20 protein-coding genes are annotated in these 25,690 nt (G+C 66.4%); 4 read left to right on the forward strand and 16 right to left on the reverse strand.

Going from position 1 to position 25,690, the window contains the following annotated elements:
• Positions 1–30: 30 nt before the first annotated feature.
• Together HV711_RS09745 and HV711_RS09750 are read right to left on the reverse strand one after the other, a co-directional pair.
• Positions 31–3,618: a hypothetical protein gene (locus HV711_RS09745; RefSeq protein ID WP_175145070.1), complete on the reverse strand. Its 3,588-nt coding sequence runs from the start codon at positions 3,616–3,618 to the stop codon at positions 31–33.
• A gap of 103 nt (positions 3,619–3,721) precedes the next feature.
• Positions 3,722–4,366, reverse strand: a complete 645-nt coding sequence (locus tag HV711_RS09750; protein ID WP_035483670.1) for a DUF3455 domain-containing protein — start codon at positions 4,364–4,366, stop codon at positions 3,722–3,724.
• Between the two features lie 404 nt (positions 4,367–4,770).
• Here HV711_RS09750 and HV711_RS09755 point away from each other — a divergent pair, with 404 nt between their 5' ends.
• Positions 4,771–5,586 carry a hypothetical protein gene (locus tag HV711_RS09755; protein WP_035483633.1) on the forward strand — a complete coding sequence of 272 codons (816 nt, stop codon included), beginning with the start codon at positions 4,771–4,773 and terminating at the stop codon, positions 5,584–5,586.
• Between the two features lie 23 nt (positions 5,587–5,609).
• Here HV711_RS09755 and HV711_RS09760 read toward each other — a convergent pair whose 3' ends face one another.
• Positions 5,610–6,827, reverse strand: coding sequence for a cytochrome P450 (locus tag HV711_RS09760; protein WP_244142673.1), 1,218 nt, complete (start codon positions 6,825–6,827; stop codon positions 5,610–5,612).
• Positions 6,828–6,841: 14 nt separating this feature from the next.
• Positions 6,842–7,453, reverse strand: a complete 612-nt coding sequence (locus HV711_RS09765) for a hypothetical protein (protein ID WP_014973506.1) — start codon at positions 7,451–7,453, stop codon at positions 6,842–6,844.
• Positions 7,454–7,778: 325 nt separating this feature from the next.
• Here HV711_RS09765 and HV711_RS09770 point away from each other — a divergent pair, with 325 nt between their 5' ends.
• Complete coding sequence (locus HV711_RS09770; RefSeq protein ID WP_028359985.1) at positions 7,779–8,201, forward strand: HrpB1 family type III secretion system apparatus protein; 423 nt, start codon at positions 7,779–7,781, stop codon at positions 8,199–8,201.
• A 62-nt stretch (positions 8,202–8,263) separates the two neighbouring features.
• On the opposite strand, the gene HV711_RS09775 is transcribed toward HV711_RS09770, so the two are convergent.
• The gene (locus HV711_RS09775) at positions 8,264–10,426 is read right to left on the reverse strand and encodes a winged helix-turn-helix domain-containing protein (protein WP_244142674.1); all 2,163 of its coding nucleotides are present in this window, start codon (positions 10,424–10,426) and stop codon (positions 8,264–8,266) included.
• Positions 10,427–10,823: 397 nt separating this feature from the next.
• On the opposite strand from HV711_RS09775, the gene HV711_RS09780 reads away from it, so the two are divergent.
• Positions 10,824–12,296 (forward strand): helix-turn-helix transcriptional regulator, encoded by a 1,473-nt coding sequence (locus HV711_RS09780; RefSeq protein ID WP_028359987.1) that lies wholly within the window; start codon positions 10,824–10,826, stop codon positions 12,294–12,296.
• A 65-nt stretch (positions 12,297–12,361) separates the two neighbouring features.
• Here HV711_RS09780 and HV711_RS09785 read toward each other — a convergent pair whose 3' ends face one another.
• From HV711_RS09785 to HV711_RS09830, 10 genes are all read right to left on the reverse strand, one after another.
• The gene (locus tag HV711_RS09785; RefSeq protein WP_028359988.1) at positions 12,362–13,099 is read right to left on the reverse strand and encodes a phage tail tip lysozyme; all 738 of its coding nucleotides are present in this window, start codon (positions 13,097–13,099) and stop codon (positions 12,362–12,364) included.
• A gap of 207 nt (positions 13,100–13,306) precedes the next feature.
• Complete coding sequence (locus HV711_RS09790) at positions 13,307–13,927, reverse strand: ANTAR domain-containing response regulator (protein ID WP_013592475.1); 621 nt, start codon at positions 13,925–13,927, stop codon at positions 13,307–13,309.
• Positions 13,924–15,099, reverse strand: a complete 1,176-nt coding sequence (locus tag HV711_RS09795) for a transporter substrate-binding domain-containing protein (protein ID WP_035483639.1) — start codon at positions 15,097–15,099, stop codon at positions 13,924–13,926. The genes HV711_RS09790 and HV711_RS09795 overlap by 4 nt, the downstream gene beginning before the upstream one ends.
• Positions 15,100–15,121: 22 nt before the next feature.
• Positions 15,122–16,429, reverse strand: coding sequence for an amidase (locus HV711_RS09800; protein ID WP_035483640.1), 1,308 nt, complete (start codon positions 16,427–16,429; stop codon positions 15,122–15,124).
• Between the two features lie 5 nt (positions 16,430–16,434).
• Positions 16,435–17,142, reverse strand: a complete 708-nt coding sequence (locus HV711_RS09805; RefSeq protein ID WP_014973499.1) for a branched-chain amino acid ABC transporter ATP-binding protein — start codon at positions 17,140–17,142, stop codon at positions 16,435–16,437.
• On the reverse strand, positions 17,139–18,998 hold the full coding sequence (locus HV711_RS09810; protein WP_013592471.1) for an ABC transporter permease subunit: 1,860 nt from the start codon (positions 18,996–18,998) through the stop codon (positions 17,139–17,141). Before HV711_RS09810 ends, HV711_RS09805 begins: the two co-directional genes overlap by 4 nt.
• Positions 18,991–19,824, reverse strand: a complete 834-nt coding sequence (locus tag HV711_RS09815) for a branched-chain amino acid ABC transporter permease (RefSeq protein ID WP_013592470.1) — start codon at positions 19,822–19,824, stop codon at positions 18,991–18,993. The genes HV711_RS09810 and HV711_RS09815 overlap by 8 nt, the downstream gene beginning before the upstream one ends.
• Before the next feature lie 85 nt (positions 19,825–19,909).
• Positions 19,910–21,079: a substrate-binding protein gene (locus tag HV711_RS09820; RefSeq protein ID WP_035483641.1), complete on the reverse strand. Its 1,170-nt coding sequence runs from the start codon at positions 21,077–21,079 to the stop codon at positions 19,910–19,912.
• 54 nt (positions 21,080–21,133) lie between these two features.
• Entirely contained in the window at positions 21,134–22,024 is an 891-nt protein-coding gene (locus HV711_RS09825; protein WP_035483643.1) for a nitrilase family protein, read from the reverse strand.
• Between the two features lie 221 nt (positions 22,025–22,245).
• Entirely contained in the window at positions 22,246–24,414 is a 2,169-nt protein-coding gene (locus HV711_RS09830; RefSeq protein ID WP_254604768.1) for an FAD-dependent oxidoreductase, read from the reverse strand.
• Between HV711_RS09830 and HV711_RS33450 the strand changes: the two genes are divergently transcribed.
• Positions 24,413–24,673 carry a hypothetical protein gene (locus HV711_RS33450; protein ID WP_254604769.1) on the forward strand — a complete coding sequence of 87 codons (261 nt, stop codon included), beginning with the start codon at positions 24,413–24,415 and terminating at the stop codon, positions 24,671–24,673. The genes HV711_RS09830 and HV711_RS33450 overlap by 2 nt on opposite strands.
• A 413-nt stretch (positions 24,674–25,086) precedes the next feature.
• Here HV711_RS33450 and HV711_RS09835 read toward each other — a convergent pair whose 3' ends face one another.
• Entirely contained in the window at positions 25,087–25,563 is a 477-nt protein-coding gene (locus tag HV711_RS09835) for a hypothetical protein (protein WP_035483646.1), read from the reverse strand.
• Positions 25,564–25,690 lie beyond the last annotated feature (127 nt).

The following is a 25,690-nucleotide window of genomic DNA, read 5'->3' on the forward strand; positions in this document are numbered from 1 at the left end:
TAAGCCGCCGAGGCAGGCAGCGGCCCGCGCTCACACTCCGCCGCCGGGCGCGGCAGGCCCCGCGGCGCTGGCGGGCTCGCCGGCGCTCGCAAGATGCGCTGCCGGACCGGCAGCCGAGGCCGGCATGCCGCCGGCGCCTGCACCGCCTTCTGCGGGAGATTCGGCCTGCGGCCCGGACACCGGCGTCCAGAACGTCAGGCTCTTGCCGGTGCGGCTTTGCTCGTGCGAAGCGCGCACGCCGTACTTCCAGCCTTGCGAGCTGCTGCGCGAGACCTCACGCAGACCGAAGAGACCGAGCGGCCGCCAGGCTGACGGATCTTCAAACGCGGCCTGCATTTTCCGTTCGAGCGTGCGCAGCTTTGCTTCGATCAGCGCGCGCTCCGCGCGGCTCAATGTGTGCGCCGAGGCATCCGCGAGACGCGCTCTTAGCTGATTGGAGAGCGTCAGATACTGGTTCAGACGCGGCACGCGTTCTTCGCGGATCGCCCAGCGTTCGCCGAACGAAAACTCGCCGGACGATTCCTGCTGCGTCTGCTCGATCACCTGTTGCAGCCGCTCGGCACCAATGCCGTGTGCCCACGCGGGGTTCGCGCGGACCGAGCGGGCCCAGTCGTCGGCGTTGCGGAACATGCGGTCCTGCATTGTGTATTCGGCGACGAAGCCGCGGTTGTCGCGCATCGCGAAGACGAATGACGAACGCCCGAACGGCGTGAGCTCCACCGCTGCGCCGCCGAGCGTTTTCGCGCCGGGACTCACCGATCCGATCTCGCCCGTGCCGTCGCCGAGCGCAAACGCACGCGGTGCGAACTGCGCGCCCACGCTCGCCGTCAACGAGCCCTGCACGGCCGTCGCGCCGATCGTGCTGGCGAGCGCGCCGCTGTCCTTGAGATCCGCGGCGGAGTACAGCGTGACGCCCGAGCTGACGCCCGCATACCCGCCGACGCGCTCGGACGAACTCGCGCCGGGCACGTTCGCGCGCGCAACGCCGCCGACGGTCAGCGGCGTCGCCGTGATGGAGGTCGCGTTATTGTTTTGCGACGACAGCGAAATGCGATCGTTGTCCGCAATGCCCGCCGCGAGAATCTGCATGAATTCTTCGGGCGTGTGCGCCTGCTCGGCGGCGTCCCAATAGGCGTTGACCATTTGCCGGCTGTCCTTGTGCCACAGTTCGGCTTCGAGCGCGGCGGTGGCGGGCGTGGGCGCGAGCCGCCGCGCGCGCAGCACGACCGACTGCTCGCGCGCCAGATAGCCTCCCACGCTCGACGACGCCCAACCGCCGGCCATCACCGCGACACCGCCCACCTCCAACGCCGCGCCGACGAAGCCTTGCGCGCCCAGCGCGCCGTTCACGCGGCTGCGCGTGCCGAAGATCATCTGGCCGCCCTCGTAAGCCGTGCCGATCGAATACAGCGAATCGCGCCCGCCCAGCACCGTGACGATCGGTCCCGCCGACACCAGCAGCTTCGCGGGAAGATTGGCCCACGCGCTTGCATCGATACCGAGCGCGTTGCCGTCGTACGACGTAAAGCCCGTGCCCGGCACGTTCTGCGCCATCAGCGCAAGGTGCTGTTCGCGCAGGTTGCGCGTCGTGATCCTGTCGAGCGGCGCGATGCCCGGGTTCGCGAGCAGATCGTGCGCCGCCTGCAGATGGCGCGCGGTCGGCTCTGCGCGGGCGGCGTCGGCGGCGGCCATTCCGCTCGCATTGAACCAGCTCTCGAGCGCCGCGAGCGTGAAACCGCCCTCGGTCATGTCGTCGATGAAACGACGGCGGCGCTCGCGGTCGTCGAACATCCGCAGCGTGCGCCCGACAGTGCGCTCCATCCGTTCATCGCCTTGTCCGCGCAAGGCGGCGACGCGTGCGCGTGCCGCATCCCACATGCGGCGCGCGGCGCGCCGGCCGATTTCGAACGATTCAGGCCGGCGCTTTTGCAGCTCGCGCAGCGGCGCGTCAGCGGGGACGTCGGGGCGCGCCGCGCTCCACGCCTGCAGGCGCTCCGCGTTCAACGCATGCGTGAGCATCCGGCCGGGCGTCGCGGCGGCGGGCAACTGCGCGTGGCTGTAGTCGAGCAGCGCGTCGCGCGCTGCGATCAGCGCAGTGTCGTACCGTCCACGCGTGGTGTCGAAGAACGGCGTGTCGGCGCCGAGCAGACTGGAAACGCCGATCGGCGAGCGGTTCTTGCCGAACGCTCGCGGCATGTCGTGCACGGCCAGTCCGATGCGCGCTCTTGCATGCGCGAAGCGCTGGGCCGGCGGCGCACCGTCGATCGGACCCAGCGCCCGGTCCTTGCGCGCCTGCCGTTCGGCGCCTCGCGCCACCCACGTGGTGCCGCCGTCGAACAGCAATTGCGACGCGCGGGCGAGATCCGAGCCCGGGCCGCTTTCGTCGAAGCCCAGCTGCCACAACCGGTAGGCCGTAATCGCCTCGATCTCGCACGCGCCGGTGTCGTGCGCGTCGGCGGCGTCGGGCGGCAGACGCCGCGCGGCATCGAGCGCGAGCATCGCATGCCGGCCATACGGATCGTCGGCAAAGGGGCGATAGGTCGACTCGTGGTTCAGATCCGCGGGTGTGGCGCCGAGGTCGGCGTCGATCGAGCGTAGTTTGCGGCCGGCCTGCAGATAGACGACGAGCCGCGCCGCAGCGCCATTGCCGCGCTCGGCATGCCGCGCGCCGTCGCCGAACTGCAGACGCAGCAAGCCTTCGAGCGCGGCGCAACGCGCATGCGCGAGGTCTTGCGCGCAACGCCACGCGCGGCGTTCGAGCTCGTCCGGCGCGGCATGCGCCGCGTCGCCGGCGATGTCGAACGGCTGCTGCAATCGGTCGAGAATCCGCGCGGCGAGTATCGGATCGCCGTCGCTCGCCTCGGCGAGCGCCTGCGCGAGCGGCACCACGCAGGCCTGCGGCAGGCGCTCGACGGCCGGCGGCAACGACGCGTCGGCGCGCGCGGGCCGCGGGCGGCGCAGCGTGAGACCGTCGAGCAGGCGATTGATGGCAGCCTGCCGCGCGTCCGCCGCCTCGCGGCTTGCGTCGGCTGGAATCGGAAAGAGCCGGTTCACCGCGATCACGGGCTGCATGAAGTGGTCATCGAGCGTTTGTCCCCATTCGCGGGCGGCGGCGTTCGCCTCGCGGTTCCGCAGGCGCCGCAGCGTGCCGCGAATCGCGCGGGGATTCATGAACTTCGGCATGGGCAGCGATCCGCGCGCAGCGCTGCCCTCGGCGATGAAGGCGGCGGTGCGTTCAATCGAGGCGTGGGCGAGCTTCGCGCCCTGTGCGCCGATCGCCGCGTCCTCGCTTCGGAGCGGCGCCTGTTGCGGCTGCGGCCTGCGCTGCAGCGGACGCGGAAAGCGCGGATCGCCGGCCGGATTCGCGACGCTGCCGGCCGCGCTCAGCGTCGATTCGAGCACAGTGACCGTGGTGTTCGACGCGCGAAAGATCCGCGTGAGGGGGTTGTGCCGCACACGGTCCGACAGACGGGCGAGGCCGCCAAGCGGTGTTTCCTGATGGGCGACGGGCACCGGTTCCGGCTGCGGCGCCTCGCCGGCATGCGGTGAACTCGCGGCGGTGGCGGCGCTGTCGCGTCCCGGCAAAAGCCACGTGAGCGCGGTAAGACGGAAGTTCATCGGGTTCTCCGAAGCATGCGGCGGCGTGGCGCGCGGCAGGCAGAAGGCCGTCTCGCGCGCAGCGGACCCGCCGGTTGCGCACGGTGCGGGCCGGGCAGCGACGCTATTGCGCGGCCGATGCCGCGTTCAACGGCGGCTCGGGCGCGGGCACGACCGCCGCCGGGTCGCTCGCGCGATAGAACAGATAGGTCGCCGAATACGGCACGAACAGCGACACGCCTTCCTGGTCGCAAGCCAGGTCAGGCGGCACGCCGCCCGACGTGAGCACGCGCTGCACCGATGTGGTTCGTGCGAAGCGGCCTTCGCCCGCACGCTCGCCCGCGTTCAAGCGCGCGGTCACGCGTTGCCACGGCAGCGCGCCCGGTGTGACGGTTTCGTCGGCGGTGACGCGTCCGATCACATAGCTGCCGTCGTACCCGCTGAACATGCGGTTCGGCATGACCGTGCCGACGCTCTGGCGAGCCTGGTCGACGAGCGTGGCTTCCGCGCCCGTCGAGACCCATAGAAGCGCGTTGCCGTTTCTGCGGCAGTTCCACACTTCGTCGCCGACTGCGCTCAGGACGTCCTGCAGGACTTCCTGCGAGCCGGCGCGCAGCGACAGCGGCAAGGTCTCGTTGGCCGGCGGAACGAGCTTCTGCTGTTGTGCGACCTTCAGTTGCATCGCACCGGGCGAAGGGTCGGCGCAGGCGGCGACGAGGCTCGCGAGCGCAAGCGCGACGGCTGTGCGCACCGCGGCAGCAGGAGTCATGACGGGGAGCACGGAACAGAGGGCGGCAAACGAAGGTTTCGGCACGGCGGTCTCGGCGCAACGCAATGGCGCCAGTAGACATGAAGCGCGACATGCGCGCCCCCGCGCTGCGAAGCGGCGGACGGATTTGCGCAGAATCGCCGCGTTACGACGTCTCGCGGACGACCCGGCTCACGCACAACCGTCGCATGGCGATGGGCGATGGGCGATGGGCGATGGGCGTGCAGTGTGTACCGCGACTTGCCCGGCGGGTGTCGACCCATGCTTCGCTTTTTCGCCCATCGCTGCGCACTGCATGCAACGATGGCGCCGTGCTCCTTTTACATTCAAGCCTGCCCGCCGCCGCGCTGCGATGATCGCGCGGTCCGGCGCGGGCGGCGTTGCCTCGCTAACAAGGAGTCGTCATGACGTATAGCGCATTCTCCACGCTGTCCTATCCGGCTGGCGGATATACGGGCGCGGCCGATTCTTCGTCGCTCTTCACGCGATCGATCATTGCGCAGCCGAACGCGTGGGCAAGCTCGGGCGGCAACTTCGGCAACTTCGGCGGCGGCGCGGGTGCGAACTGGAATTCGCCGGGCGGCATGGGGGACAACGCGCTCGAAGAACTGTTTTTGCAGTTCCTGCTGAGCATCACCAGTCCGTCGCAGGAATCGTCAGGCATGCCGATGCCTTCCATGCCGTCGCTTCCCGGCAGCGGCGGCGTCACGCAGGCCAGTTACCGCCGTTCGTCGGGCGCGGGCTCCGCCGATTCCGGCGGCGCCGTGGAGCGGGGCGACCCGAACGTGCGGCCGGCGGGCTCGGGCAATGCGGCGGGCGTCGCGCAGACGCAGTTGCACAAGTCCGCGGCCAGCATCATGGCGGACCAGGGCGTGCCGATGGACAAGGGCGTCGACACGACGGTGTGCTGCGCGAACTTCGCGTCCGCGTGTCTCGTGAAGTCGGGAAAGATTTCGGAGTCGCAGCACACGAATCTCGTTTCGACGCTGCACAGCGAACTGAAGGGCGACGGCTGGCGCACCGTGAGCCGCGGCGAGGCGAAGCCGGGCGATATCTGCATTGTCGGCGACGATGAGCACGTCGAGATCGTCGCGAGCAATGAAAACGGCCGCATCACGCTGATCGGTTCGAACAATACGCAAGGCGGCAGCGGCCCGCAGGTGGTGTCGTACGACACCTATACCGGCAACCGGAGCGATGTGACGTTCCTGTCCGAATGACGGGCGAGCAATCCGCAACCCGCCTAATGCTCGACCATCAGCCGGTCGTAGCCATGAAACGAGCCGTGCTGCTGGCGCGGCTGCTCGCGAGGCGCAAGCCGTAGCCCGGGCATGCGCCGCATGAGCGCGCTCAACAGCGACTCCAGCTGCATCCGCGCGAGCGCGAGACCCATGCAGCTGTGCGGACCCGCGCCGAAGGTCAGTGAACGTCCGGCTTCGCGCTCGAAGCGGATTTCATCGGCCGCAGCGAACGCCGCGGGGTCGCGATTCGCAGCTCCGATGAGCGGCATCACGCGCTCGCCGCGACGAATCCGGCAGCCGTCGATCTCGACGTCGTCCCATGCATAGCGGAATACGGACTGCACGGCGGCGTCGTAGCGATACAGCTCGCGCACGGCTTGCGGCACGAGCGAGCCGTCGTCCTTCAATGCCTGCCAGGCGCGCGGCGCGCGCAGCAGTGCCGCGATGCTGTTGCCGATCGACAGCAACGTGGTGCCGTATCCCGCGATGAACAGGAATAAAACGTTGACGAGCATGTCGCGCCGGCCAATGCCGCCTTCCTGTTCGAGCCGCAGAAAGCGCGCGGCCGCATGATCGGGCACGACGTCCGGCTCGAGGGCAAGCATGAACGATTCGACCTGCGCGATGAACGTTTCGGTTTGCACGGCTGCGAGCGCGCGTTCTTCCGCGGACATCGGCGCGCCGCTGATCAGTTGCCACGCGCCCGCCGACGCCTGCAGATAATTCGCGCCATGCTCGTCGGGAAAACCGAGCAGACGGCAGATGGTACGCACCGGCAACACGCTCGCGATGTGAGCGACGAGATCGAAGCGCGGCAGTCTTTCGCATTGATCGATGAGACGCGCGACTTCATCGTCGATAAACGCTTGCAGCGACAATAGCGCCTTGCGCGAAAAGAGCGGCGCGAGAAAGCGCCGCAGCCGTTCGTGCGCTTCGCCGGTCTGAAACACGACCATGTTCGTGTAGCCGAGCGGATCGTCGAGCGGCACGGCGCCGGGCGGCGGCCGCGCCGAAAAACGGGCGTCGTCGAGTATGCGTGTGACGAGCGCATGCGACGACGCGAGCCACACACCGCTCGCGTCGCGGCACAGCGGCCGGTGCGCGCGCAACCATTCATAGAGCGGGTAGGGGTCGGTCGAACCCGTGCCGATGATGGACGGCAGCACGCTGAAGGACTCCGGCTCCGGCATCGAGCAGGTCATCGCTGAATACGTGTGCACCGGTCGGCGGCTCGTCAGACGGTAAGACCGAAGTTGCCCGGCAACTGCACCGGTTGCTCAACCGTCAGCGGTTGGACGTGGCCGTTCGCCGGGGTGCCGAGGTTCAGGTCGCCCGCGCCGATGTTGACCTGATCGGCCGCGAACTTGTAGGTGCCGTCGCTCTGCTTCTCGCCTTCGACGAGGTTGCCGCTCATGATCAGGTCGAAAGGCGAGCGGCCGTTCGTCATGAGCTCGTTGACTTCCTTCTTGCCGTCGGCGGTAAAGCTCACGCTGCCGTCCGCGCCCACGGTGCCGACCGATTTGCCGGTCTTGTCGTACAGGTTGCCCGACGGATCTTCCAGCAGGCTCACCTCGCCGCCGGAGCGGGTGGACAGCTTGATCGAGCGCAGCGGCGGATTGCCGTTCGAGGGCATGCCGGGATACTGACCGGTCGAGCCCGGGAACTGCCCGCCGCCCGTATTCTGGCTGCCGCCCGGATACTGTCCGCCGGACAGGCCGAGGTCGTTCAGCAACTGCTGGATATCGGCGTCGATCTGTGCCTGACTCGCGCCGCCAGACGACTGTGCGCCGGGGTACTGGAACGTCGGGCTCTGGAAGTACGCGGAATTCACGTTATTCGTGGTCATGGTTCCTCTCACAAGGTGGGTTCATGCAGAAAACGAAGACTGATGAGGTCGCCAGATCGCGCCGACTTCAACACACACAGACTATGGGAAGCGCATCGGCGTGCGCGAGCGGATGCGAAGCGCAGTGTGCGCGCGCGAAATCCGCAGGGTGCGGACATAGCCGCCGACGCCCAGCGCAGGAACGATCGCGCATGGGAGCGAACTGCGGGTGAAGCGCATGCTTCGCGATCGCGCTCCGTGCTTCGTATGCATGCGATGTCAAAGCGCCGCGCGTCCGAGAATGCAGGAGGTCGCCTTCGGCCATTCGTTCGCCCTGGTACGTGCAATGAAAAACGATCAATGCAGTTTCGCGGTGCTGGGTGTGCTGCTGACGATTTTTTCCGTGGGATTGCGGCTCGGCGCGCACGCCGATCTGGAGGAACTGCTGCTCGTCTTGCGCAGGCTTCATCCGAACCCTGCGGTCGTCGACATCTGCGAGGTCAGGCTCCTGGTCAATTCGCGGCGCTGGATCGATGCGCTGCGTCTATTGCGGCAGATCGACGAGCAGGGCTATGGTTCGCCCGTCGTCACGGCATTGCAGAGCTGGTGTTTGTACATGCTCGCGGATCGCGACTGGCGGCGTTGCGCGGCTGCGGTACTGCAGGGCGGCGACCCCACGGCGCTCGCGATCGTCGCGAAGTTTCTCAGCATCGGCGGAGATTCCATCGCCGCGCGCATCGCCGAAGCGTTGGGCAGCGAATACACGTGACGCGGCGCGCAACCCATTCGCTGCCCCTGCGCCGCGCCAGGCAGCCCATGACCCACGCGCCGTCAGCCGGGCGCGCCGCCGTTGCGCGCATTGCCGGTTCGTGCGATGCGGTCGTAGCGAGCCTGCAGTTCCGCCGCGCGACGCGTATCGCCCGCCTCGCTGCAGCACACGATCAGAGCGGCCAGCGCACGCTCGCGGAAGGCGCTGTCCGCACAGGCGTTGGCCAGTTCGTAGACCGTCTCCCACGCGGCAATGGCTTGCGCGACAGGCGCTTGCGCGAGGGGCAGCGCGCTCGCCAGGACGGCGTGAAGCCGCATCTCGTCGCGGCGTCGTGGCGTGGCGGTGGCCTGTACGCCGGCGAGCACGTCGCGGCTGCGCTGCAGATATTCACGTTCGAGCGAAAGGCGCGTCCACAGCCACGCCGAGCATTCGAGCAGCGAAATCGCCGTTTCGAACCGCTCGCATTGGGTGCTCCATTCGAGCGCCGCCCGCAAGTCGTCGAGATCGCTCACGTCGAGCGCGTCGATATGCGCGCGTTCGCCGCGCTTGCGATGCGCGTTCAGGCGCACGGGCAGGCCGGACGCAAGCGCGAGCGCGGTACGGTCGTATTCGCCGGCGTCGCGCAGCATGTCGCGCGCGAGATGGCGGACCGGGCGCCTGATCTGCAGCATCCACTGCCCGCTGCTGTCCACTTCCTCGACGAGACCGGCGTCGGTCAACGCGTCGAGCGAGGCGTCGGCGAGCGCGTCGCCGTGAATCGCATCGCGCATTGCATTGGAGGTGTCGTGAAGGGTTTCGTGAGGCGTTTCGCCCGACCTCACAGCACTGGCCGCTGTGGGCGCCTCGCATGCGGTGAGCAAGCCGATGGCGGCGCAGCGCGGGAATTCGCCTGCGAACATGGCGAGCCGCAGCAGGTGCAGTCGTGCGCGCCGATCAAGCCGCGCGAAATGCAGGTCGAAGGCGAGCGTGATGGGCGCCGAGCGCGAATGCGGGACGCCCGACGTCTCGATGCGCGGTCCGATGATACTTTCCAGGCTATGCGCATAGCGGGCCATGGCGGCGTCGAGCGGCTCGCCGCTACGCAGGTTGTGGTCGATCGTCGCGGCAGCAAGTTCGAGCGCGAGCGGCACGCCGGCGAGCAGTTGCGTGATGAGCACAGCGGCGTCGATGGCGGCTTGCGGCATCGCGCCGCCGTCCAGCGCAGCGAGGATCGCACTGCCGGCCGGTGTGCGCGGCGCCGCAGCGGACGGCAGACGCTGTCGGTCGCGGCGCGCAGACAGCGTGGCGAGCCGTGCGAACAGCAGCCGCAACGCGTCGTACTCCGGTGCGAGGATGGCGTTCACGTGGGTCTGTTCGGGCGTGCGCAGCGGACCGAGCGTCACCACTTCTTCATTGCGCAAGCCGAGCGGCGCGCCGGCGGTCACGATGGCGCGTACGTTCGGTCCGGCCGCGAGCAATGCGCCGATGGTCTGCGCCGCCAGCGCGCCGCTGTTGCACTCGTTGCAATCGATCACGAGCAGCACGTCGCGCGTGCGCACGCCGTCCAGCAAACGGTCGAGCGGACTGCGTGCCGGATCCGCCGGCAGCTTCAATGCGAGCGCGAAGGCATCGGCGTAACCGTCGCCGGGCGTCAGCGCGGATAGCGCGACCGGCAGCACGCCGTCGCGAAACCGCGCGGCGAGGCGCCGCGCCGCTTCGTGTGCGAGCCGCGCCTTGCCGGTGCCGGTCGCACCGACGAGCGTGATGAGCCGCGTGATCGAGATCAGGCCGAGCACTTCGGAAAGCTCGGCATGCCGGCCGATGAACGGTGTGAGTTGCTGGGGCATGCGCGAAGCGCTCACCGCCAAAGCGGGTGGCGGCGCCGTCGCGACGGGCGGCGCGCTCGGCATTGGCGCAGCGGACGCCGCCGCCGGAGCCTGCTGCGCGAAGCCATTCGTCTCGACCTCGGCGGCGAAGCGATAACCGAAGCCCGGCACGGTGACGATGAGATCGCGTTCGTCGCCGAGCGCGCGTCGGAGCGCCGAAATTTGCGCCTGGACCGTATTGACGTCGACGTTCAGCTCCGGCCAGCCGCGGCGGCCCAGTTCGGCTTGCGCAACCGGCCTGCCGCGCGCCTCGACGAGCGCGATCAGCAACTCGAGCGCCCGCGCGCCCAGTTCGACCTCGAGGCCGTCGGCGACAAGCCGGGGCGGCTCCTGGGACAGCGTGTAGCGACTGAACGCCATGACTGTTTCGTTCGGTCGTAATGACGGCATCCTGGGTCTCCAGCGGATTCGGCAAGCCCACTTCGTCCGGGCGGTACCGCGTGGGGCGGATCAAATGGATTCGTCAGCTTATTGCGAGTTGCATGGTTCGGCAATAGGGGCTAGCGCACGGCCGTCGCGCAAGCGGGCGTTCCCGTGCTACGCGAAAGAGCACTTGCGGCGCGCGTCGACGTATGCCGCGCATCGTGAATCTCAACAGTTCTCAAATCGGCCGGAACGCTCAGATTTGTTGAAAATGTGCGCCGCATATCTGCCTAGATTAGGGAATGCGAACGATGGTGGCATACGCAACGATCGGTTTGCAGCAGGCGTGCGTGCCGGTGGCCGAGCCGCGCGCGCATCAACGAGGAGTCGCACTATGTTTCTGACGCTTTACTTTCCGCTGGCGGCGTCGTTGTCCGTGCACGATTTGCCGGACGGTTTTCTCAACAAGATACGCGACGGCGACCTGCAACCGGCGGGTGCCCAGGCGAGCCGCTGGTCGGATATCGCGCGCGGGGCCGCAGCGGCGCCCGAACTGCTGCGCCTGCATGCCGACATGCAGATGACGCTCGGCATCTGCGACGAGGCCGAAGAACAGTACCGCCGCGCACAGAAGGCGATCCGCTCGCCGCGCCAGGCGATCCGCGCGGCGTCGTGCCGCAACGCCGGCTGGCAGGCGCTGTTTCGTCACCGGCTCGCCACGGCGCTGTCGTGCTTCGCGCGGCTCGCCGAGGAGCCGGAGATCGAGGCGGCGCAGCAGATCGAGGCCCGCCTCGGCATCGTGGGCACCTTGCACGAACTGGGCCGCTCGCGCGATTCGAGCGACGCGCTCGACGAATTGGCCGCCGCGGCTACGGAGCCGTCGCTGGGTCACTGGCGCGAACTCGTCGCCACCTTGCGTTTCGACGTTGCCGTGCAGCGCGAATTGCGCAGCGCCACGCTGCTGAGCGATCACGCGTACTGGCAGTCGGGTCTCGGCGATCACGCGCTGCGCGGTGTGGGCGCAGCCGGCGGATTCCGCCCGATGGCGTCGGCAAGCGATGAAGCCGATCTGCACGAAGTGGAGGCGCTGAACGTCTGCACGCCGCTGCTGCGCCAGCGCGTCGACTACTTGCGGCAGCTGCGCGCGCTGGCCCGCGGCGAACGCGCGGCGCTCGAGGGCATCACCGCGCATCTGAACTGGGCGCAGCAGCGCGGCTTCGGCGATTACCTGCGCAGCACACGCCTCGAAGTCGTGCTGGCCGCGCTCGCGTCCGATGCGCCGCAGCTGGCCGAGATGCTGCTGGAGCCGCTGCATCGGGTCGACCATGCGGCGTCGACCGGGCATCGGCAGCTCGAATATCTGTACGCGGTGGCCAAAACGCATCAGGCGCTCGGGCGCAGCCGCGAAGGCATGCTGTTTTTCGGCCGCTACGCGCTGATTGCCACGCAGTGTCTGCGCGACGATTCGCAAGTGTTGGTGTCGTACACGGGCAAGGCCGCGCGCCAGGCACCGCAACTCGACGATGTGACCGCGCGCCTGCCCGCGCGCTACCGGCGCGCGTATCGCTATCTGCAGGAAAACCTCGACAGGCGTGATCTTTCCGTGCGCGAAGTGGCCGCTGAAGTCGGCGTCACGGAGCGCGCGTTGCAAAGCGCGTTCAAGCATTCGCTCGGGCTTTCGCCGACCGAGCTGATCCGCCGGCTGCGTATGGAGCGCATTCGCGCGGACCTGCTCGACGATTCCTTTAACGGCGAGCGCTCGGTGCTGTTCACAGCCAACAAGTGGGGCGTGCAGAATCGTTCGACGCTCGTGAGCGGCTATCGCAAGCAGTTTCACGAGGCGCCTTCAGAGACGCTCGAGCGCTGAGCACGCTGCGCCTCAGCCTCAGCCGCGGCTGGGTTGGGCCGCGGCGACTCGCGTGCCGCGACGGGTCACGCGGTCAGTATGTATTGCAGATCGGCGAGGCGGCTCGACATCTGTGGGTCGCCCGGGCGCTCGAACGTGTTGCAGAACACGACCGTGGCGTCCTGCGCCGACTCAGTGTTCCTGACGGCGTCGATGGCGCCTGCCTGCGTCGTCTGCAATTCGTGTTTGAGGAAGCCGTAATTGGCCTGTTCGCTCGACGGATCGAGACGATTCGCCGAGCAATAGTCCAGGTAGTCCTGCTTGCGCGAGCCGGTCCATTGCGCGATGCCGTAGCCGGATTGCATGTTCGAGTTCGGCGCGCCGATCGCGCCGCCCTGGTTGATGCCCGGGTTCATGCCGCCGCTTTCGTGCCACAGGTTCGCGACGATGCCCGCGGCCTGGTTTCGGGTCAGGCCGAAGTCGCGTTGCAGGTTCGTCATGAAGTACTGCGCGGTCTTTCTGGCGTGAGGTGTGCTCGCGGAGCCGACTTGCCCTGAGCCGTCGCCGGCCGGCACGCCGCCCGTTTGCGACGGGCTCCTGTAGCTGGCGGGCGCGACGCGGCCCGCTGACGAAGGCATGGGGGGCAGGGAAGGCATCGCCGGCATGCCGGAACCCGACGAACCGCCTTCGCTGAAGAGGTCGGCGAGAATCTGCTCGATCTCGCGCGCGATGTTCTCGTCGTTGGCGCTGCCCGTGCCGGCACCGCCCGTGCCGAGCTGATGAATGAGCTGGTCCAGACGTTTGAGTTCGGCGGCATCGATCATGGTGGTCTCGCTCGGGCGGTAAAGGACGAGATCGGTTGAGGAGGCGAAGTCGGACCCACTGTAGCAGCGGGCATTGCGCGCGTACTGCGCAGTTCGGAAGTTGGCGCCGCCGGAGCGAAGCGGCGGGCCGCCGCGGCGCGCGGCACCGCGTGCACGGCGTGCACCTGTGCACCGCGTGCAGGGGGCTTATGCCGCTTCTTCGACCCGCTAGGGCCTCGAGCGCTTGCCGAGCCCGAGCTTTTCCATGCCTTCGTGAGCGTCGATCACGATCGTCGCGATCTCGCCGACGGTCACACGCAACTCGGTCGCGCGAGAACGCATGTGTTCGTATGCTTCGTTCTCGCTCAGCCGATGCGCGTCGATCAGAATACGCATGGCGCGCTCGATGTGACGGCGCGCCTTGATGGCTTCTTCGAGCTTGCCGATTTTCGCGTGCAGCCGCTGCTGATAGCCGGACGACGCGCGCGCAAGCACGAGCGTGCTGAGCACGCCGGTGGAGCGATACGGCTTCGTGATGACGCCATGCGCCTGCGTATCCAGCAGCATTTTCAATGCCGTTGGATTTTCGTAGTCGGAGAGCGCGATCAGGGTGGCTTGCGTGTCGGCGGCGCTCCAGTTGCCCGCGTTGCGGATTTCGGGGCCCACGAGGAAAAAGATCACGTCCGCATCCGTCGGCAGATGCGCAGGCAGCGGCCACACCGCGCGAACCGGGCAGCCTATGCGCCGCAACTGCTCTTCGAGCACGCTGCGGTCGTCGCCCGGCGGATGAATGACGACGACGCGCAGCGTGCGCAGATCGTCGAAAATGCGGCGGGCCCCCGCGCTCATACCGGCTCTCCGTCGAGCCAGAATTCGGCGAATCCGTATGAGGTCAGATAAGGATCCGGTTTGACCGGATGACGGCCTTCCCAGACGATGTCGAACGCGCCGTCCGGCCGGCACACCGCAATGCGCGGCGTGAGAATGGCGTGGTTGTTTGCGCGGTCGATTTTCAGCAGGCCTTCGGGCGAGTCGAATTCGACTTCGTAGACCGCATCGACGAGTTTCGCGGTGTCGAGGCTGCGCGTGCGCGCCAGCGCGAGCGCGAACAGATGCACCTGGTTGTAGGCCATCTCGGACCACATGCTCGCGGGCTGTTCGCCAAAGCGCGCGCGCCATGACTTCAGAAAGCGCTGGTTGCCAGGCAGCTTCAGCGTATTCACGTAGCTCGCCGAAATGATGTGGTTGCCGCAGAGTTCAGGACCGATCATCCGCGTTTCGCCCTCGGTCATCGTCAAGCTTGCAATCGGGATGCGTGCAGGATCGATGCCGTGCTCGCGATAGAGCTTGTAGAACGCCCGCGCGCCCCGGCCGATCAACGTGGAAAATACCACGTCGGGCTCGACGGCGCGGATCTGCTCGACGACCTCCTGCAGTGCGGCGGGCTCCGCGTCGCTCGGCAAATAGACTTCTTCGACGATTTCGCCGCCGTGCTGCTCGACCATATCGCGCATGATCCGGTTCGATTCTCGCGGATAAATGTAGTCGGCGCCAACCAGAAAAAAACGCCGGCCATGATTGCGCAGCAGGTAAGCAGCGAGCTGCATGCTGTTCTGATTCGGCACTGCGCCCGTGTAGATCACGTTCGGCGAGTACTCGAATCCTTCGTAGATCGAGCAATACCACAGCAGCGCGTTATAACGTTCAATGACGGGCAGCACGGCCTTGCGGCTCGACGACGTGGAGCAGCCGAAAATAACCGTGACCTCGTCTTCCTGCAGCATGCGCGAGGCGAGCCTGCGGTATTCGTCGGGATCGCTTTTCGGATCGTATACGACCGGGTCCAGCAGCCGGCCGTCGACGCCGCCTGCCGCATTGATCTCCTCGATGGCGAGCACGGTGCCGAAAAAATGTTCGGACTCGGTGGCGGCGGTGACGCCCGTGCGCGAGAACAGCACGCCAATGCGCCAACCCGAGTCGGCGGGCAGCGGTTTCGCGGGCTGTTTTGAGTTCGTCTCCATTCAGTGTTCTCCTCGCTGCGCTTTATGATGCGGCAAGCGGTTGGCCAGGCACGGTTGCCGCGACCGCCTGCTCCACAAACGCGGCGGCGTCGAGGCAGCGTGCGTCGTCCCACGGCCGGCCGATCGCCTGGACGCCGATAGGCGCACCGCGGGCGCCCCTCAGGCCCGGCACATTCACGCACGGACAGCCGAGCAACGTCCAGTTGCGATTGAACGCGGGGTCGCCGGTCGAGGCAAGTCCGTTGGGGGCCTCGTCGGGCGCGCTCGGCGTGAGGAGCGCGGTGATGCCGTCGAAGAGCTCGCCGAGCTTGCCTTTCGCGCGAGTCATCGTCGCATACGCGCTCGTATACGCGGCAACATCCACGTTCGATGCGCGCGCGAGAAACGCAAACAGCATCGGCGACAGTTGCACGCGATGACGATCGTACTCGAAGCCGAGCGCCTGCCATGCTTCATAGCTCTGAATCGTGTCGTGGGCGGCAATCAGGTCGGTCATCCACGAGTCGAAGCGAACGGGCCGCACGCGGCCGCCCGCGCGCTCCACGGCGCGTATCGCCGTCTCCAGCACATGGCTCGCGTTCGCCGACGGCTCGGTCCACGGGTAATGCTCCGGCACGCCGAACACGGGCGGCTCGGCGTTGTCTTTGACCGCCAGCGGACGTCCGCTCAGAACCTGCGCGAGATAAGCCACGTCGCGCACGCCGGCGGCAAAGAGGCCAACCGTGTCGAACGACCACGAGAAGCACTTCATGCCGACGGTCGGCAGCATGCCGATGGTCGGCTTGAAACCCGCGACGCCGCAAAACGAAGCAGGGCGGATCGTCGAGCCGCCGGTCTGCGAGCCGACCGCAAACGGCGCCATGCCGGCCGCGACCGCGGCGGCCGAGCCGGACGACGAGCCGCCCGCCGTGCGGCCCGGATCGCATGGATTGCGCGTGACGGTCGGCGCCATGTAGGCGAACTCGCTCGTCACCGTTTTGCCGACGACGACCGCGCCGCTGCGTTCCAGCAAAGTCACGATGGCCGCATCGGATTTCGGCTGATGGCCTTCGTAGATCGGCGAGCCATACGACGTCACCAGTTCGCTGGTGTCGAAGATGTCCTTGACGGCAACCGGCAGGCCCGCAAGCGGGCCCGTGGCCGCGAGCGCGTTGGCGAGCGCAGTTTCGCGGGAGGCCACGGCGGTCATCGCGCGCACTTCGGTGTCGATTTCGTCGATGCGCGCGAGCGCTTCGAGCACGAGGCGGCCGCGTTGCTGCGGCTCGCGCGCCGTGCGTTCCAGCAGCGCGTGCGCGGAAAGCGGTCGGTAGAACGATGGTGCAATGGTCATGGAAGTCAGACGCGCAGATGTTCGTAGATCGATTCGGCCGCCGCTTGTTCTTTCGCGTCGCCCTCGTCGATGATTTCGCCTTGCTTGAGCACCGCGTACCGGTCGGCAACCTTCAGCGCGAACGGCACGTTCTGCTCGATTAGCAGGAGCGTGGTGCCGTGACGGCTGCGTTCCCACAACAGGGCCTCCGCCAGCCGGTCGATCACGGACGGTTGCAAGCCCTCGGTGATTTCGTCGAGCAGAATGATGGACGGGCGCATCATCAGCGCGCGCGCGACCAGCAGCATCTTCTGCTCGCCGCCCGACAGCGTGCCGGCGTACTGGCGCAGGCGCGTGGCGAACACGGGGAAAATCGGCTCGATCTCGGCAAAGCGCTCGTCGAACACCGAAACGTTCGCGAGCCCGAGCCGCAGATTGTCGCGGATGCTGAGGTCCTGAAACAACGCGTGCTCCTGCGGCGCATAAGCAATACCGGCCCGCGCAATGCGATGCGGCGGCAGGCGCGTCATGTCCTGCCCGTGCACATAAACCGCGCCGCTTTGCTTGGGCAGATAACCCATGATCGTTTTCAGCAGCGTGGTCTTGCCCATGCCGTTTTTGCCGAGCAATGCGACGGCTTCGCCGTTCGCGACGCTGAACGAGAGCTTGCGGAGCACGACGGACGCCTTGTATCCGCTTGTCACGTCCTTCAGGTTCAACGCGATCTGGCTCACGAGGCCTCCCGTTGTGTCGCCGTGCCGACGGCCGCATCGTTTTGCGCGGTGCCGGCATAAATGGTTCTGACGAGTTCCGAGTTGACTACCTCGTCGAAATTCCCTTGCATCACAATGCGCCCCTGATGCAGCACGACAATGCGCGTGGCGATGCCCGCGACGAAGTCGAGGTCGTGCTCGACGAGCAGACAGCACAGCTTATACCGGTGAGCCAGCGCCGCGAGCACGTCGCCGATCTGCGTGCGCTCTGTTTTCGTGAGACCCGCGGTCGGCTCGTCGAGCAGCACGATGCGCGGTTCGAGCGCGAGCACCATCGCGAGTTCCAGAGCCTGTTGTTCGCCATGCGAGAGATCTTTCGCCACGGCGCCGAGCTTGCGTTCCAGGTGGGTTGCGCGAATTACCTCCAGCGCATACGGCGGCAACGCGAGGGTGCGTGAGCGCCGCACGAGCGAGGGCCGCTCGATCAGCGTACTCGCAATGCGCAGGCATTGCGCAACCGTCAGCGTTTCGAAGATGTTGGCGTTCTGGAACTTGCGGCCAAGACCAAAGCGCACGCAACGGTCTGGCGGCAGTTGCCGGATGTCGTTGCCGCACAGCATGACCGTGCCGGCCGAGCGCTCCGCGCCGTCGCTCATGCAGCGCATCAGCGTCGTCTTGCCTGCGCCGTTCGGGCCGATGAGACCGACGAGCTCGCCCGCCTGCGCATCGAGATCGATGCCTTGCAACACCTTCAGACTGCCGAAATGACGCGCCACGCCGCTCATCTGCAGCGCGGGCGCGGACGCACTCTGCTCATCACCGTCGCGCACCGGCCGCTCGACGAGTGCCGGTTCGCCCGTCTCGGCCGCGAGATGGCGCAGCGGCTTGAGCAGCAGCGGCACGAGTCCTTGCGGCAACAGCACGATCACCGCCACGAACGCGGCACCCAGAATCAGCTGCCAGGCGAAGGGCATGATGCCGCTCAAATACGAGGTGCCCACGTTGATCAGCAACGCGCCGATCACCGGGCCCCACAACGTGCCGCGCCCGCCGAGCGCCACCCAGATGATCAATTGCGTGCCGAGCACGAAGCCGGTCAATTCCGGCGCGACAACGCCGCTGAACGAGCCGTACCCAAAACCCGCGAGTCCCGCCACCGCCGCAGTGGCGACCAGCAGCACGATCTTCACGAGCGAGGTGTTGATGCCGAGATACAGGCAGCGCGATTCGTTGTCGCGAATCGCCGCGAGCACGCGGCCGCCGTCGCTGCGCACGAAGATCCAGGCGAGTCCCACGACGACGGCGAGCGCGGCGCCTGCTATCCAGTACCACGCCTCGAGCGAAAGATCGAAGGTCTGATAGCCGGTAAGCCCTGAACTCGACCCTGTCCATTCTCCACCTGAGAGCAGTAACTGGCTGAGCACGATGGGCAGCACGAGCGACATGACGGTCGCGAAGAACGGCGAAGCGCCGCGGTAGAACGACAGCCAGCCGAGCAGGGCGGCGACGCCTGCCGTCACGGCGAGCGTGGCCGCGAACGCCAGCAGCACATATGCCGTCGAGAAGCCGCCGTGCGTGAAGACGAGGCCGGCCGCATAGGCGCCGAGTCCGAAGAAGGCAGATTGGCCGAACGTCAGATAGCCGGTGTAGCCCCAGAGGATATCGACCGTCACCGCGACGATCGAGAAAAAGAACGCCTGGATCAGCACGTTCAGCAGGTAGGTGCCGAAGACGAAGGGGCCTGCTGCGATCAACAGAACGCCCAGCATGCCGATCGCAGCAAGACCGCGCAACGGCTTTTGCGCGCGGCCGGGATGCTCGCCGGCGGCCGACGGATCGCGCCCGGCATGGTCCAGCGACGCATTGACTTTAGCCATGAGAAAACCCCCGCGGGCGGATACGCAACGTGAGCGCGGCCAGCACGGCAATGGTCAGCCCGCCGAGCACCGGGCTCACGAAGGTGCTGACGAGCACCTGGCACGCGCCGAAGACGAAGCAGGTGACGAGCAGGCTCAGCATCGAATGGCCGGACACCATCACCAGCATGAAGGCGCTGACGAGCCATGGCAGGCCCATGTCCGGGTCAACGCTCGATAGCGGCGTGATCAGCACGCCGGCGAGCGAACCGAAGGCCGCACCGAGGCTGAAGGTGATGAAGCGGATACGTCCCGAATGAATGCCGAGCCCGCGCGCAAGGTCCTCGTTCATGATGACCGCGCGCGTCTTGACGCCGAAGCGGGTGCCGGTCAAGAGCGCAGTCATGATGGCGCAAAGGCCGAGCGCAACCGGGATCAGCAACAGGCGGTACGCGGAATAGTCGGTGCCTGCAATCGACACCACGCCCTTTAACGGCGTCTCGACGAACTGCACTTCGCGGCCGAACGTCATGACGATGAGTTGTCCGATCACGATGCCGAGTCCCCATGTGGCGAGAATCGCGTCGAGCGGGCGTTTATACAGCGGCCGGACGATGATCAGTTCGACCGCCATGCCGACCACGGTGCCGACCACGATTGCGAGCGGCAGACCGAACCACGGGTTGAGTTTCAATTGCGTGACGACGAAGCTCGCGTACGCGCCCATCGTCAGCAATGCGCCGTGGGCGAAATTGACGATCTTCATGACGCCGAAAATCACCATCAGGCCCGCTGTGACGATGAACAGCACGGCCGTGGTGGTCAGAATGTCTAATGCGAGAACCATGGTTGTCTCCAGTCGCATCCGCGAAAACGCAGGGCAACGCGCGGCGAGGCTCGCGCTCAGGCGGATGCCGTATTGCCGGTAGCGCCTACTTGATGTTCGGGCACTGCGCGCCCGGATCGACGTCCGGGAAAGTCTGCAGAATCTTCACCGAGCCGTCCGACTGGATCTGGCCGAGACGCATGGCGAGCGGCGTATGCCGGCTCTTGACCATCTCGATCTGACCGCGCGGACCATTGAACGATACCTGATCGAGCGCCTTGATGACCTTGCCGGGATCGGTCGAGCCCGCTTTTTCGACGGCGGCCTTGTAGAGAAAAAACGCTTCGTACTGCGGCTCGGACAGTTCGTTCGGCGTCTTCACGTCCTTGCCGAAGCGCTTGTCCATCGCCGCGAGAAACTTCTTGTTTGCGGAGGTATCGATACTCGTTAGATAGGAGCCCGACATATAAATGCCGGTCGCGACGTCGCCCATGCTCTTCGCCGTCCCTTCGTCGATGGCGAGATTGCCGTAGGGCAGCGTCAGGCCCGAGCCTTTCAACTGCTTCGCGAGCGCGACGTTGGGCGCGCCGCCCGCCGTGGCGCTGATCAGCGCGTCGGGGTGCGCCGCGCGGATCTTCGAGAGAATCGGCGTCCAGTCGGTGCCGTCGGTCGGAAGGTATTCTTCGCCGACTACCTTGCCACCGTGCGCCTCGATGTACTTGCGCGTGAACTGCAGCATGCCGCGGCCGAACGCGTAATCGTTGCCGACCAGATAGAAGGTCTTCGCGCCCTTTGCCTTCACGAAGTAATCAACCACCGGCGCGACCTGCTGCTCCGGCACCCAGCCGTTCACGTACATCCACGGATTGCACGAGCGTCCTTCGTAGAACGATGTGTAGATAAACGGCTTCTTGCCGCGGGCGACGATGGGCAGCGCGGCATTGCGCGCGGCGCTCGTTTCCATCGAGATGATCGCGTCGACGTTCTTCTGGAACACGAGCGTGTCGTACGCTTTTTGCGCGCCGACTGCACCGGATGCGTCGTCGGTAATCTCCAGCTGCACCTGGCGGCCGAGAATGCCGCCGGACGCGTTGATTTCGTCGACGGCCAGTTGCGAAGCCTGCACCACGGCCGGTGCCACCACGCTGTTCGCGCCCGAGAGCCCGACTGCAACGCCGATCCGGATCGGCTCGGCGGCGAACGCGCTCGCGCAGGTGCCGGCACCGGCGAGTGCCGCGACGGCGGCAACGAGGAAGAGTTTAGCGTACGGTCTCATGATGTCCTTCGCAGTGGTTGTGAGTAGGGTGGAGTACTAAGCATCCGGTGACGCTCAGGTCTGAAAGGAAGGCCAGCGCGCGCCGAGCATGGGGTCGTACACGTCGGCCCGGCGATCGCGCAGCACGTGATTGAAAGCGTTGAGCGTGCGCCCGGCGCGCGTGCGCTTCACGTCGATCGTCGCGTACAGCACCTCTTCGCGGTCGATGCTCGCGGGACCGGCGAGCGGCCAGCCGTCGCCGCCCACAATCAGGCTTTGACCGATAAAGCGCTGCCCGCGCTCGGTGCCGATGCGGTTCGCGCAGGCGATTGCCATGCCGTTGCTGTGCGCGGCCGCCATCGTGAGTGTGGCTGCCATCGCGGAGCGGTCCTCGGGCTGCGAGGGCATCGGCACCCAGTTGGTCGGCACGCAGACAATGTCCGCGCCTTGCATCGCCGCCAGCCGGTAGGTCTCGGGAAACCAGCCGTCATAGCAGATGGCAATCGCAATGCGTCCGAGCGGGGTGCCGAACACCGGCACGCCGCGATCGCCCGGCTCGAAGAAGCGGTTTTCGTTATTCCACAGATGCAGCTTGCGATAGATGCCGATATGACCGGAAGGGCCGCTGATGAGCGCCGAGTTATAAAGCCGCTTGCCGGCACGTTCGGCGATTCCCGTCACAATATGAACGCCGAGGCGCTGCGCGGTGTCGGCGAAAAGTTCCGACGTCTCGCCATCGGGCAGTCCTTCGGCCAGCGAGAAAGCCTCCTCGCGATCCGCGAACACATAGCCTGTCGTGGCCAGTTCGGGCAACACGACGAGCGATGCGCCTTGGCTCGCGGCGGTTTCCACATGCCGGATCAGGCGCGCCACGTTGGCGCGTTTGGCGCCGATGTGCGGCTCCATCTGCACGCACGCGATGACGAGTTCCTCTGAGCCGGGCTTTGCCAGGTCGTAGTGCGACATTGCTGTTTTCGTCTCCCAAAACAAAAAGCCCCCTGACCAGCGTTGGAAACGCAAGTTAGGGGGCTGCATAGCCTTCCATGTGTAGCACGGCAACGTTGCCGTGTGCCGCCACGAACTGCATGGCGACAGAATGGAAACGAATTTATGAAATCAAATTGCCCATGTCAAGCAATAAGGCAACTTATAGGGAAAGCACTTGTTTTGCCGCGCGCGGCGCCGCTTTACAGCAACTCCTGGTAGTACGGCGAATTCGGCGGCAGTTTGCCGCCCTGGCGCCGCACGAACTGCTGCACGCCGTGCGTTGCCGATGCGAGCGCTCCGCTCGCGAAGCCACCCTCGAACGTCAGTTCCTCGCCGATTGCAATGGCGCCATCGCTCATCCGCAACAGCGCGGCGTACAGCGTGCGCGTGTTGTCGAGCTGGTCGGGCCCGTCCATCTTGAACGCACCCCACTGGTGACGCTCGAGCCCCCAGTGCGTATATGCGATGCCGTCGCGGCTTTGCTCGACCACGTCGGCGAGATTCGCGAGCTTCTGATGGGCGGGATTGTCCGGATCGCGCGAAGCCACGTCGCGAAGCGTCCGGATAAAGAGGTCCATCTGCTCGCGGCCCTCCATGCCGGCGACCTTGGTCGAATTGTCGCCGAGCGTATAGCTCGGGTAGACCACGGCGCCGCCGTCGCGGGCCGGCACCACGTAAGATTGCTGGAATAGTTCGTCTGCCTGAACATTACCCGGCAGTTCGCGGTCTTCCAGCAGGTCTGCGGCGATCTTCACAGCCATCTTGGTGGCGCCCACCACGCGAGCGTCCTTGATGGCGGCAGCGAAATCGTCCGGCAACAGCGGCTCGGAACCGGCCTGCGGTCCGGTCAGGCCAAGCCGTACCGCTTCACGTGGGCCGCCCGCGAAGAATAGTTCGTCGTACTGCGCAGTTTTTGTTTCGTTGCTGGACTTGTCGAGCCACGTGACATGGTATTTGCCGTCCATCTTTTTTATGCTCTGTACTTCGGCGTTCAGTTGAATCGCGTTCTGCTCGGCAAGCGATACCGTGCCTTCCGGCAGATCCTCACTATCCTCGATCATCTTGTAGAGCGGCGCGTCGGCGCCGTCCACGAGCGCGACGTGATCCTCGAGACGCTCATCGACGAGAAAGCGGAATTCCTCCAGGAAGCCTGTGCTGAAGTAGCCTGAATAGCCTCCCACGCCGATGCCCGTCGCGCCAAACGTGCGCCATTCATCCTTGTTCCAGGTAATGCCGTTTTCCTTCAGGAGCGCCTTCAGGCCGGACTGGAACGTGTGGCTGTCGAACTTCTGCTTCGCCTCGTCGCAGAGCTCGCGAAAACGCGCGGTATCGCCCGCGTCGCGTGCCTCGCGGATGGGCGCGAGGAGCGGCTCCGTCATTGAACGCATGACGTCTTCGGCGACCTTGCGCATGGTCGCGTTTTCCGGCGGCTCACCCGGCTGCGCCTCATAGACCTTGCCGCCGATGATGTACGAGGTCGGCACGGAACTCGAATTCGGGAACGGCACATGCTCCAGACCGTAGTGTTCGGCAATGCTCCAGTAGAAGTTGCCGCGCGTCGTATGAAAACGCATGCCGCCAGGATGATAGGGCGTGGGGTCTCCCTCCCAACGTCCGGACGCAATCCGTCCGCCGATATGGTCCGCCTGTTCGAGCACCACGGGCTTCACGCCAATGCGGTTCAACGCATCCGCTGCCATGATGCCGGCGGGACCGGCGCCGACCACGCAGACCTTGATGTTCTCGGCGACGCCTTCGGGCAGCGTGCCGATCTGGCGGTTGTTGTCCCACCAGAAACCGGTGTAGTCGTACATGTGGTCGAGCGGCATGGTCATGCGCAGATCGGCGAAGCGGTCCTTCAGCAAGGCCTTGAGCTCCGCATCGTCGCCCGCGGCCTTCATCGGCATCTCCAGAGTCTGGCGGCCCTCGGGTGTGCACGAGCTAAGTAGCCGCCCGGCGACGTCCGGCTTCATGAAGACGGCCGTGTGCTCGAGCCAGTCCCGAACCGGCGTGCGCGGCAGATCGTGCGAAGCCTGACGCGTGGTATCGCCGAGAAGTTCCGCCTGCTGCGTGCCGAGCGTTTCAAGCACGTCGCCTTGCTCGGCTTCACAGAGCGCGTGCCATTGCAGCGTCGTTTCGAGTTGCAGTTGTTCGCGCTGCGGTCCTGCTTCCATGCCGGCGAGCCGCTCCAGGTTTTTGTTGACCGCGGGCCCGAGCTTGTTGCGGTCACGCGGCCAATCGCCCGCCGGCTCCTTGAAATAGCGGCCCACCGATTGCGGAGTCAGCGGCGGCAACGCGCGTCCCACCGTCGAAAGCTCACCATTGCGACTGAGTGCGCCGCAGCCATTGGACCTCAGATATTCGCCCATGAATGCCTTGCCTGTTGGCCATGCGCTGCGCGCGGGCGGCGTCGGCGCGTCGGCCGGCGAGGCCGGCGGCGCGTTTCGCGAACGCGCCGCCGACGCGGGCTGCTCGCCCGAGCTTTCCGTGCCCCGTGCTCTCGCGGGCGGCATGCCGGGCACGAGCGGCTGCGGAGTGGCGGCGGGCCTGGCGGGCTCGGCAGGAATGCCGCCGGGCGGCGGCAGAGGCGAGTTGTTACCGGATGCGGACGAACCTGGTTCGATATGAGGCATGGTGTCTTTCCCTGGTTGAATTGTCTCGACGTCATGACGGCATGAGCCGGCTGCCGCGACTGAGCGTCCCGGCACAGGCCGCCGGCGACGCATAACCGATGAAGGGCGCGCGGCTGGCGTTGCATGAGGCGTCCGGCGCAGGCCTCGCCGATCAGCCGGATACGGCCGCCGACGAGCCGCCTGCGAGCCGCCGTTAGCTACGGAATGCAGGCCGATTAGCGCTGAACTCAGGCGGCCGGTCAGAGGTACCGCATGCGGCGGCGCCGGCGGCGTTGCTGCGCGAACGTTGATACCGCTAGGAAAGTTACTATCGCGCGCGCCGTTCGCCAGCAAGGAAGCGAATCGCGTAACGGAGAAACGAACAGGGATGAACAGGTTGTCAGCGGAGGGACACGTGAGGCACCGGTGTCAACGTGTATCCATCATGCGTGGAAACACGAGTGTCCGGACGACTTCGTGGACCGTCTCTGCTTCGGAGCGTCTGCCGGCCATCGCCCATAACCCGTAGCTCGGTGTCGGCAAACGTCGCGGGTCGCCCGAAAATACCGCCACGTTGAGCGAGGAGGAGCGCGTTGCGCGGTACATCGCCCGGTTTGCACCGACGCAGTTCCAGCAGAACGAACCGAGGGTTGCCGCGGATGACCGCACGAGGTGGATCACCATGCCGGCGTCATCGCTATCGGGATCGTGCACGATGTCCCACACGATGCGCTCGCCCAGCGTGGGCAGCCGCTCGCCCCAACGCAGCACCTCATATTCGTCGATACCCCATAGACGCAGACCGATTCGAAGCGGTGCCGCCTGCGTGTACACGGGGTTGCCGCGGTAGAAGACGCGAGCGCCCTGGGCATGAAAGGAGGAGCGGCGCGCAGTTGCCTGGATCATGGTGCGAATCACGGAGTGGATGAGCGGGTAGCCAGCGGTAGCCGCAGAATGCAAGCGGGCGGCGCAGCCGGTGCTGCGCGACAGGAACGGCCCGACAAAGTCTGAGAAAAGCAGTCTGAGAAAAGCG

The sequence above is a fragment of the Paraburkholderia phenoliruptrix genome (genome assembly GCF_902859825.1).
Taxonomy (GTDB): Bacteria; Pseudomonadota; Gammaproteobacteria; order Burkholderiales; family Burkholderiaceae; genus Paraburkholderia; species Paraburkholderia phenoliruptrix.

Excerpts from the sequence above, each read along its gene's own strand:
- HV711_RS09775 (WP_244142674.1), bottom strand. The coding sequence starts at position 10,426 with ATGGCGTTCAGTCGCTACACGCTGTCCCAGGAGCCGCCCCGGCTTGTC.
- HV711_RS09810 (WP_013592471.1), bottom strand. The coding sequence starts at position 18,998 with ATGGCTAAAGTCAATGCGTCGCTGGACCATGCCGGGCGCGATCCGTCG.
- HV711_RS09765 (WP_014973506.1), bottom strand. The coding sequence starts at position 7,453 with ATGACCACGAATAACGTGAATTCCGCGTACTTCCAGAGCCCGACGTTC.
- HV711_RS09815 (WP_013592470.1), bottom strand. The coding sequence starts at position 19,824 with ATGGTTCTCGCATTAGACATTCTGACCACCACGGCCGTGCTGTTCATC.
- HV711_RS09785 (WP_028359988.1), bottom strand. The coding sequence starts at position 13,099 with ATGATCGATGCCGCCGAACTCAAACGTCTGGACCAGCTCATTCATCAG.
- HV711_RS09825 (WP_035483643.1), bottom strand. The coding sequence starts at position 22,024 with ATGTCGCACTACGACCTGGCAAAGCCCGGCTCAGAGGAACTCGTCATC.
- HV711_RS09830 (WP_254604768.1), bottom strand. The coding sequence starts at position 24,414 with ATGGGCGAATATCTGAGGTCCAATGGCTGCGGCGCACTCAGTCGCAAT.
- HV711_RS09795 (WP_035483639.1), bottom strand. The coding sequence starts at position 15,099 with ATGGAGACGAACTCAAAACAGCCCGCGAAACCGCTGCCCGCCGACTCG.
- HV711_RS09750 (WP_035483670.1), bottom strand. The coding sequence starts at position 4,366 with ATGACTCCTGCTGCCGCGGTGCGCACAGCCGTCGCGCTTGCGCTCGCG.
- HV711_RS09755 (WP_035483633.1), top strand. The coding sequence starts at position 4,771 with ATGACGTATAGCGCATTCTCCACGCTGTCCTATCCGGCTGGCGGATAT.
- HV711_RS09745 (WP_175145070.1), bottom strand. The coding sequence starts at position 3,618 with ATGAACTTCCGTCTTACCGCGCTCACGTGGCTTTTGCCGGGACGCGAC.
- HV711_RS09770 (WP_028359985.1), top strand. The coding sequence starts at position 7,779 with ATGAAAAACGATCAATGCAGTTTCGCGGTGCTGGGTGTGCTGCTGACG.
- HV711_RS33450 (WP_254604769.1), top strand. The coding sequence starts at position 24,413 with ATGAATGCCTTGCCTGTTGGCCATGCGCTGCGCGCGGGCGGCGTCGGC.
- HV711_RS09780 (WP_028359987.1), top strand. The coding sequence starts at position 10,824 with ATGTTTCTGACGCTTTACTTTCCGCTGGCGGCGTCGTTGTCCGTGCAC.
- HV711_RS09835 (WP_035483646.1), bottom strand. The coding sequence starts at position 25,563 with ATGATCCAGGCAACTGCGCGCCGCTCCTCCTTTCATGCCCAGGGCGCT.
- HV711_RS09790 (WP_013592475.1), bottom strand. The coding sequence starts at position 13,927 with ATGAGCGCGGGGGCCCGCCGCATTTTCGACGATCTGCGCACGCTGCGC.
- HV711_RS09800 (WP_035483640.1), bottom strand. The coding sequence starts at position 16,429 with ATGACCATTGCACCATCGTTCTACCGACCGCTTTCCGCGCACGCGCTG.
- HV711_RS09820 (WP_035483641.1), bottom strand. The coding sequence starts at position 21,079 with ATGAGACCGTACGCTAAACTCTTCCTCGTTGCCGCCGTCGCGGCACTC.